This is a genomic window from Microbulbifer discodermiae, from assembly GCF_040742695.1.
Classification (GTDB): Bacteria; Pseudomonadota; Gammaproteobacteria; order Pseudomonadales; family Cellvibrionaceae; genus Microbulbifer.
Genome location: NZ_JBFLAB010000090.1, coordinates 1 through 9,111, shown reverse-complemented (window position 1 = coordinate 9,111; position 9,111 = coordinate 1). Strand labels below are relative to the sequence as shown.

The window sequence follows — 9,111 nt, the reverse complement described above, 5'->3', positions numbered from 1 at the left end:
CAAAACAGCGTTTATGACCTGTATATTCGGTATTTTGACGTTACCTCGCTGTAAAGGCAGCAGGTGTTCGATAATTTTGAATTGCGATTTTGTGATTTCCATAAACGCAGATTTTATCAAAATTAGTGTTAACAGGCCCTAGCGCATATTCGACCTTTTAGACCTTCAATAAAGCTTTAGAAAAGCAACTCACCGGGGAGCATTATAGTAGGTGCCAAGTCTGGGAAATAGTATGCCAGTCGACCGGTGACGATAAACTGTGGAGGTGACATCACCTATTGCCGTTTATTTTTTTAAGCCATTCTTAGCTAAGCACGCAGCTCATACTGTATGTCAAAAATAGCACCTGATTTATTCGAACAGGGTTTATGATATCTAGAAGGCTAAGACGATGAGCTTAAATTCTTTACACAAGCCTCGGTAAAGCAAGCTTCCGCTCAGATAGCTGTGTCCTGTGGCTTCCAGCTATTCGGTAGTTTATTTAACTACTCTTAGTTGACCCAAGAACTTTTCTCGGTAAAACGAGAATAAAATTCTTCCATTCCATTGCGGCAAAAAAACTATTTAGGGCTTCCTGATAATATCTCATAAGTGACCGCGTCTATTATTTGCAGTTTGAAGCGGCTTACTTTTCAGCAACTTCCTTTTTACTATCTAACTGCTCCATATGTTTACGCAAACTCAAGGGGCGCATATCGGTCCAGACTTCCTCGATGTAGTCGAGACACTCGGACTTTTTACCTTCTTTACCGGCATCCCTCCAACCCAAAGCGTTCTCTCTGTCGGCAGGCCAAATCGAGTATTGTTCTTCATGATTCAATACGACTTTATAGATACGATCTTCATCTTCATCATTAAACATTAATATACTCCTACCAACATAGCTAAGAATTTTCAATTAAAAGCTTGCCGCCTCTCTAAGCCGCAGTTTGACGATAACTTTATTAAACATAGTATCCTGGAAGGTCATTCATCTAGACAGCCAAACATTTCTTGTCGGAACCACCAACCTAGAGGCTTCCTTACATGGATTTATACTGTTTTGAAATATGACATGCTCGACGGGAGGAAACACGCGATTTCATGTCCCTTAGGTGATTTTAGCTAAACGGGCCCCTTGCCGCCTTACGGCTTACGGCTTACGGCTTACGGCTTACGGCTTACGGCTTACGGCTTACGGCTTACGGCTTACATTGACAATAGAATATCTGTCTAGCTATCTCGACTTGGCGTATCACACCTATATACCGCGTCACCTGACTGCTCTATATATTTATCTGCCGTACCTCGCGACGACCTCTTCCAATATATGGTGTTTGATCGCCGCGATGGTCTTCCGATTCCTAGTTATACAGGCAGGTCAATTCAGTTGGGATAACGGCAAAATAACCTCCAGCTATCCGCCGGTAAATATTGAAGTTTGCAAGCCTTTGCATCCCTTCTAATGACTTTGATTCTTCTTAAAGTGCAAATTTGTAACCACGATTGCTTTCTGCAACCACACGATTCTGTTTGAACTTATCTTCACCGGAGACAACGACCACGCCGTACTTATCCAAACTCAAAGTAGTACCATACTCTGAGATCGTCTTCGTATTTGGGTAGATTTTAACGCTTGTAGGCACATATCTCGCAGTAAATCCGAGTCTGCTTTTGTCTTTTGATGAGTTGGGCATAGAAGAATGCATCAAAGTGGACCAGAATATTACAAACTGTCCGGCCTTCATCTCTATAGAAACTGCCAAATTATCGTCCGGAGTCCAATCTGGATCCTTTTGTAAATTACGGTAATCGTAACCAAAGAAACCCCGTTTCATTCCACCTTTTTCTAATTTATTCTCGTTTTCTGGTGAATAGATCATTTCCTTGGATTCGTCGTAAAACATCTCTTCCTGTGTACCTGGAATAAAGCGCAGACACGCGGTCTCTTCTGTTACGTCGGTAATCGCCGTCCATACAGTCACTGCACCACCAAAATCTGAGCCATTGGGCCATTCAATTTGCGCCGAGCCCGAGGCGTGGCCAAAATTATCGGCCTGATGCCAATCAGTGCCTTCATCTCCAGGGTATTTTGGAAACATTTCTGAACGCCAGCAGATTATATCTGGCCCTAATACCGGCTCCAGTTTATCAACAATTTCCCGACGCATGACATGCTGGCTGAAAAAGTCTATATCCAAATGACGATCATAACCCGCAAGTCTGCTGGTATGATCTAAATCGTAAATCGCTTTGGAACGATCAAACATGTCCGCACGCAGAGATGCATTATACAGTTCTTTAATTTCGTTAGAATCATATAAGTCAAATGGACCTATATATCCGTCACGACGAAACTTGTCCAGATCGACATTTGAAAGACTGAATTTTTTTTTCATTTCTTATAACCTTATTATTGCACTAAATTTAGCTTGAACATTTTAGCTGAACTTGAGCGCTAACCATTTTGCGATGCATACAGCTCTACCCATTCTCCAATAGTAGGCGCTCGCATCAAGTCACTGGTTTGCACTGTAACATTGAGTGATTTTTCTATAGCTATTTGCAGTTCAACTACTGTTAGGGAAGATACGCCACGACTAAAAAAATTTTCGTCATCCGAAATACCCTTCATGGCTTCTTTTTCATTGAAAGAACTTTTTATAAGCTCATATACTTCTTCTCTTTGCATTTTATTATGCCTCGCTTTGTTTAAGTTTAGTTGTTCTATTACTTTTATTTGCAACTTACAATTCCGATTGATAGGAAAATTTGGGCTGATATTAAACCGATTTGGAACGATATGGGGCTGTACTGTCTTAGTGCTCAGCCACTCGGAGTATCCGTCATTAGCAAATTACTTTCGTTTTTAACGTATGCTGGTATTAACTGGGCAGCAGTGTCAAAGTTATATCAGTTGGAGACTGACGGGACGCAGACAAATCTACGGGTCGTAACCCCAACGGCCGAACCCGGTCTGCTTTATTGACTTGGAGAGCAACGCACTTTGCAGCGGTCCGCCGAGGTTCCGCATCGTCAAGCATAATTTGTGGCTTCAACTGGAAATACCTGATTCTTGACGTCGCCACCTCAACGCTCAATACGCATTGGCCGGAGCTTTCGAATAATTCAAAGAAAAGTGTAGGCAGATTTCTTTCGATCGGCCACACCTGTCGGGCTTTACCAATAGGTATAACACTCTAGCCTGGTGTTGCCCGCTTGATGATAAAACTTGCAATTTCATGTCAAAAGAAAATACAAATGCTATGCAGATCTTTCCTGATTTCTTCTCGATTGTGGCTTAGCGTATCGATACTATCGCGACATTTGATAGCTTTTTTGACTAGAAATAACCACATCACTTAGTGGCGCACCCTCTTGCGAACACCCCCGACGAGAATTTCTTGATAACTGCAATTGATTTTTTCATATTTCCATTTCTATTAAAATCAACTGGTTTAAGCAGGGGGTATTCCGAACTCTTTATACAATCAAGTTAACTTGTAATTATTCCAATAAACTAATTATATCTTATACTTTTAGGGCGAAAATTAACTCGCAACTTGGTCAAAACTATACATTGCCAGGTAACGATTGATTTCCCTGACTACCATGGACTCTGATTTATGTATAAAGAAATGATCCCCAGGAAAACGTTTAGCAAAAAATTCACAATTCGTATGCGCTGCCCATCCTTGAATCTCCTTCTCCCCTAGCTTTTGTTCCTGCTCACCTCCAAAAGCGTATATTGGGCAGTTTAATTTTTCTTTTTCTCTATAGCAATAATCTTCACATAACCTAAAATCCGCCCGGAGCTGAGGAATAAATACTTCACGAAGATCTTTATTTCTTAAAACGTCTCCAAGATTATCTTCGTACTCTTTCAGCAAAGCAGTCAGAAAATCCCCCTCCGGAAGGTGCGCAATTGGTGGCTCATCTTCAGGAAACTGCGGTGACCGACGACCTGCGGGAATATAGAATAATGGTAACGGTAGCCCCTTGCTACCTATCTGGCGTAGGCATTCAAAACTCATTAGGCTGCCCATACTATGCCCAAATACCACATATGGCTTGTCAATCACAGGCTCAAGGGCTACCACCACTTTGCCAATCAATTCATCAAAGTTGGTTATAAAATCCTCTTGATACCGACCCTCCCTACCCGGAAGTTGCACTCCTAGAAGATCTACATTAGCAGACAAAAATTTTGGCCAGTTTCTATAAGCTGACGCACTACCGCCAGCATAATGAAAACAGATCAGACGTACATCAGCCGTCGGCCGATTAGTGTAATTAACCAGCCAGGGATTGTTTTTCACTGACATTTAAACCTCTAGCTTCATGAATCTCTTCAGCTTTAGAGAAAGCATTAACCGTTTGGTACCTTTAAATATAAACCGACTAGATAAGACTTAGATCCGCTCTACTTATCATGGATCTATTCACTCTTGGAGTAGCGGCAGTGAATTACTGCACTTTAGCAGGCTCTTGATCCAACCGAATTTTTTCGCCCCAAGCTTGTCATGGCTAAATATTTATTGATGGCGGGCAAATACTATGGAGATCTTGAAGTACTTGCACCTCTGACCTACTGGTATTCGCCCTTTGTGAAGCTATACGCTGCCAGATCCATTAACCTTCTCCCGAGGCTATGGCAGAAACCATTTTTACACCCATCACTAAACAGCGGCTGGCTGCAAGATCCCTTTATCTGATGGAGCATTTGACACAGCAGCTGCTTCTGGCTTCCATGTAGTTATTAATCATCCCTATTCGTTGCGCTTGGTGCACATCGGCGCCAAGTACATAACAGGTTTACGCTTCCTGTTTTTCTTGCTCTATTTTTTCCATGTGTTTACGCAAACTTAAGGGCCGCATGTCAGTCCAGACTTCATCAATGTAAGCCAGACATTCGGCCTTAAGCCCTTCTTTTCCCACATCGTTCCAGCCCAAAGCATTTTCCCGGTCAGCCGGCCAAATTGAATACTGCTCTTCGTGATTCATCACCACTTTAAAAATTCTGCTTTCGTCATCATCACCAAACATAAGATCCCCTTTTCAGGTATTCAAACTATTACCATGTAACAATTAATTCTATTACAGCATTCGCACAACCAGGACAGGACTTTGGGTTCGGTTAATGGGAAGTTGCCCCTTTAGATGCCTCACGAGCCAGTATCTCCTCTTCACTTTCCACTAACTCCAGGCGCCCCTTGCCTTTCAAAGTCTTTAGATCAACATCAGCAATCAAACGAACGCGATCATAGTTAAGAATCAAATCCCCAACCAAATGCACCTGTCCAGTACTCTTTTCGAAGTCGGCCTCCTCCAGCTTGCAGGACTCCTTGTCCAACTGGCTTCCGAGTTCTGTTCCACCCTTTGTCTCTGTGAACTTCAGCAGAACAAACCCTCTATCAATTTGTTCTTTCAGTTCAGTAGCGGACTCACTTCGCTCGGCGGCAATTGGGTGTTCACCTTTGCACAGGCGCTGCACTAATTCATTCATAACCTAAACCTCTCCATAGGGTTTCAACTAAACTTAACTGGAAATTTTATTTGTTCTAAAGTGACACTGTTTCAAAAACACCACTAAAATTACTCAGGTATTCCTGTAGAAGAATCGCTAGTGATTTAGAGCTCAAAGCTTAGAATGCCGCCTTTTGCTTTCATTGGTTTTTCTCATGAGGCGACACTTAAAGCGGCAATTGTTTGGAAGAGCGAAAATGGTGATTTTCGCGGTCAGTGGAATCTAGTGATGCAACAGGGCACAGCTCTACACTATTTTTATTGAAGGCAACGCTTCCGCCGGGGGGGCTTGGCTCCCCAGCAACTAGGCACGGCTTATCAGTGCCATAGTACAACGTACTTCTTACTTTCTTCAAGCAAAACTGCAATTTTGATTGCACAGGAAGCTTTCCATACCAACCGACAGCTGTGCTTCAAGTAATGAGCATTATACATTGTTGGCAATTAAGTAATTAATGGCCTGTCATAATCGACTCAACATATGAGTGAAGTAGTCAAGCGGTTGATAGCCGTAGTGAGTCAACACTTACATTGACCTGGTGCAGACTGCCTATCATATTGATAAGCACAATGACCCTATCATTGCCGCGGCTGCACTGGAATATTGCATCGACACCCTCAAAGCTTCCAGTTGCTATGGCAACCTTATCTCCCGCTTTCAAGTCCTTCGCCGTCATAGGCTTTGACGCACTTTCAACCATGATCCGCTGCTTGATATTTTCTACGACTTCAATGCCCACAGTGGCCAATGATTGACCAAAGCGGACAAAATCCCGTACTCCTCTCGTTGACCGAATCGCAGTCCAGTTGACCTCGTCACTATTAAGCCAAATGAACATATATCCTGGAAATAGAGGCTCCTTTTTCATTTTTGGTGTCAATGTTTTTGATCTATTGACACTAATCATCGGCAAGTAAATCTTGTGATTTTGATTTTCTAAGAAATTTGCTGCTTGCTGTTCGAGTTGTCGCTTGCAGCCCAGCAGATACCACCGCCCCATACCTCAATCACCCCAAAAATATCGTTGACAGACTCCCTCCTGTTAAAAGCACTAAGCATCCCTTCGTGTCATTATATTCAAAGCTGCTTTTACACCAATCACTCCTACTGAGTCAGCTCGGAATTTCCAATCTTTTCAGCTGAAGCCTATCGCGGCCAAACTCATTGGAGTCCTGCTTAGCCAGCGGAGAATTCAGCGTCCATATGTAATGATATACATTCGTGTTTACAAGCCAGAGGACCAAATACTTGAAGCGCTATGTCATATTGATACATTTAAAAATACCTCCCATCAGACATTAATGCTTTACTTGTCAATTGGCTCAGATTGCAACAACTCAGAAAGCGCATACTCTAATCCGGCTGAACTAGCGCTATTTATATTGGGATCTAAAGACCTTTGGGATGACCCCGTGCTGCCGCAGCTGAATCTATTTCTGTAACGATGCCTTAAATTGCTCCCATAGCAAGCTGGTTTTATGCCCGTAACAGATCCACTACTTATGAGGACTTTCTCTAAGCTATAAATTGATGCCATAGGGTGCTGCTGAATGATCGTACGTTTATTCAGCTGCTTGGAGTTAGCGCCACCCGCTAAGGCACAGCCGGGCATCAACTGCAAGTAGATATCCGCCCTATGGTGACTCAGGCTTGCAGCGCCAACCTGCGAACTGGATTCATCGGCAGAGCTTTTGCTATTGAAACGGAGTGGTTCATGTTCATAGTCGTAATTGGTTGAGGCGCTATGGGAATAGTCAATGACCACTGCGGCCACGCAGGCCGACTTTCCTGAATTACAACCATTGCAGTTGCCTTCTACCATAGGTAACCGGTTGGATTTGCGAGGGATAGCTCTCCTAATGAGGCGACTTCGCCTTTGCCACCAAGAAAAACTCTCTCCTACCATACCACAAATGCCCTACAGTTTTTTTGATTATTCCTTCCCACCTCTCTGAGTGTACGCTGCGCTTTGAGTACTAATTTGATTATCCAGCGTACAAATTCAATTTCGAGATTGTGAGAGCACAATGTCGGTGCAATTTCTACAGGAGTTTGCGCTCGTAGTCAATTTCACACGACCACAATGGCACCCTTGATCACCATTTATTTTCCCGTATGAGGGCTACAGGCTGTGCGGAATGAAAATTTTTACAGTAGTTTCAGATTTATGACAGAATCCTCGAAATAGATGCAGCCTATCCGTGTACAGTGAGCAAGTCTGGCAATTCCTTCCAAGCAACAGAAGCTGACAGGTGCAGCTTAGCTGTCCGGCGGTGCTCTAATGCCACAACAATTTTTGACCAGGAATCAAACCTACAGGGCTTCTGCCTAAGGGATTTTCTTAAAAACTTGTGGCACTATTGCATTAGCCGATCTATCAAATAATCTCGAAGAAAAATCCCTGGTCCGCTGCTGAAATTCAGCAATTTGGCTTTTTGCGACAAATAGATAGCCTCTAATATATGACCTAGGTTAGCTGCCTCTAAATAAATCCACGCCCAGCCTGACATTTTTCTTTCATATTAGCCCTGCTCAATTTCGCCATTAAACTTAGCTTGTCCTCAAATAGAGTATTAGATTCTTTTCGGCCCAAAGTCGCTAGCATGCTACTTTGGCACTTGATGACTCTTCTGGGATTATCCAATCAAATCTTATCGCCTGATTTATGACCACCCAAGCAAGTGTAGTTAGTTATGGATAATTTCAACGCCATACATAGTTGACGATAAATTCGGTTTCTCGTCCCGTGGGCGTGACTTGTGGCCCTGGCATAGAAACTATTTTGGCTAACCAAACTCTATAACTTAAACTCAGTGACGGCTTCCGAGAGTCGACTGGGTTACCCGACCCCAGAAGAGCATAAGTAAGAGTAAAATCGAGGTATGAATCAATGTAACATTAGAAGCTCCAGATCAGGGTCGAAACTCTTCGGTTATACCAGAGGCGCTATTCTGTAATGGACTTTTATTATAGATCAATTTCAGATGAAACTGACTCCTCTTGTGTTAATCTGGTTCTTACTTAGCGGATGTATGTCAAACCCGGATAAAAGGATACACCGGGAGGTGCATACCGGAGAAATTGCGGGCTATAGCTACGATGAGTATTCACTGAGCCTGTCGGAAAATGATCAACTCACCACTAGCATAGACATAGACAGGCTTGATGTCATTATATATTCTCCTGTTAATACTGTGATGGAAAATAATAAACCTATCACTATCGAAACTAGTGGCACATATATTTTGAGAGTGTTGATGCCCCGGGCTTTTGCCCGAAAGAATGAAAAGTTTCAATACAAACTTTTAATTACTATAGATAGAATTTAGTATCTTAAAAATGCCTGGGACTGCTGACTCCCTGTCAACCATCTTAACTCAGGCAATCTAAGTTTTATTGACCAATTCAGCCTACTAATGTATTCAACCAATTACAGTAAAACTAATAATGAAAGCATATAAACGTAAGCGTCCGGGCATCACACCTTGTCAGCAGGAACCCAGTTATGGGGCAGCAGCTCGCCGATAGCACTGGCGCGATGCATCGGTAATCGCTGCATCACATCTTTCAGATACGCAAAGGGATCATGACCATTCAGCTTGGCT

8 protein-coding genes are annotated in these 9,111 nt (G+C 42.8%); all 8 read right to left on the bottom strand.

Annotated features, from left to right (window positions below):
- Positions 1-625: 625 nt before the first annotated feature.
- A complete protein-coding gene (locus AB1S50_RS18260) occupies positions 626-862 on the bottom strand; it encodes an MbtH family protein (protein WP_367152596.1) in 237 nt (78 codons plus the stop codon).
- 598 nt (positions 863-1,460) lie between these two features.
- Positions 1,461-2,378, bottom strand: a complete 918-nt coding sequence (locus AB1S50_RS18255) for a chlorinating enzyme (protein WP_367152594.1) — start codon at positions 2,376-2,378, stop codon at positions 1,461-1,463.
- 59 nt (positions 2,379-2,437) lie between these two features.
- Complete coding sequence (locus tag AB1S50_RS18250) at positions 2,438-2,725, bottom strand: acyl carrier protein (RefSeq protein WP_367152593.1); 288 nt, start codon at positions 2,723-2,725, stop codon at positions 2,438-2,440.
- Between the two features lie 805 nt (positions 2,726-3,530).
- Positions 3,531-4,304 carry a thioesterase II family protein gene (locus tag AB1S50_RS18245; protein WP_367152591.1) on the bottom strand — a complete coding sequence of 258 codons (774 nt, stop codon included), beginning with the start codon at positions 4,302-4,304 and terminating at the stop codon, positions 3,531-3,533.
- Between the two features lie 490 nt (positions 4,305-4,794).
- Entirely contained in the window at positions 4,795-5,025 is a 231-nt protein-coding gene (locus AB1S50_RS18240; protein WP_367152589.1) for an MbtH family protein, read from the bottom strand.
- A gap of 91 nt (positions 5,026-5,116) precedes the next feature.
- Positions 5,117-5,485: a hypothetical protein gene (locus AB1S50_RS18235; protein WP_367152588.1), complete on the bottom strand. Its 369-nt coding sequence runs from the start codon at positions 5,483-5,485 to the stop codon at positions 5,117-5,119.
- A gap of 514 nt (positions 5,486-5,999) precedes the next feature.
- Positions 6,000-6,506 carry a transcription/translation regulatory transformer protein RfaH gene (gene rfaH, locus AB1S50_RS18230; protein WP_367152586.1) on the bottom strand — a complete coding sequence of 169 codons (507 nt, stop codon included), beginning with the start codon at positions 6,504-6,506 and terminating at the stop codon, positions 6,000-6,002.
- Positions 6,507-8,984: 2,478 nt separating this feature from the next.
- Positions 8,985-9,111 (bottom strand): transposase domain-containing protein (locus AB1S50_RS18225; protein WP_367152251.1); only part of this gene is annotated, 127 nt, incomplete at its 5' end.

Excerpts from the sequence above, each read along its gene's own strand:
- AB1S50_RS18260 (WP_367152596.1), bottom strand. The coding sequence starts at position 862 with ATGTTTAATGATGAAGATGAAGATCGTATCTATAAAGTCGTATTGAAT.
- AB1S50_RS18255 (WP_367152594.1), bottom strand. The coding sequence starts at position 2,378 with ATGAAAAAAAAATTCAGTCTTTCAAATGTCGATCTGGACAAGTTTCGT.
- AB1S50_RS18245 (WP_367152591.1), bottom strand. The coding sequence starts at position 4,304 with ATGTCAGTGAAAAACAATCCCTGGCTGGTTAATTACACTAATCGGCCG.
- AB1S50_RS18240 (WP_367152589.1), bottom strand. The coding sequence starts at position 5,025 with ATGTTTGGTGATGATGACGAAAGCAGAATTTTTAAAGTGGTGATGAAT.
- AB1S50_RS18235 (WP_367152588.1), bottom strand. The coding sequence starts at position 5,485 with ATGAATGAATTAGTGCAGCGCCTGTGCAAAGGTGAACACCCAATTGCC.
- rfaH (WP_367152586.1), bottom strand. The coding sequence starts at position 6,506 with ATGGGGCGGTGGTATCTGCTGGGCTGCAAGCGACAACTCGAACAGCAA.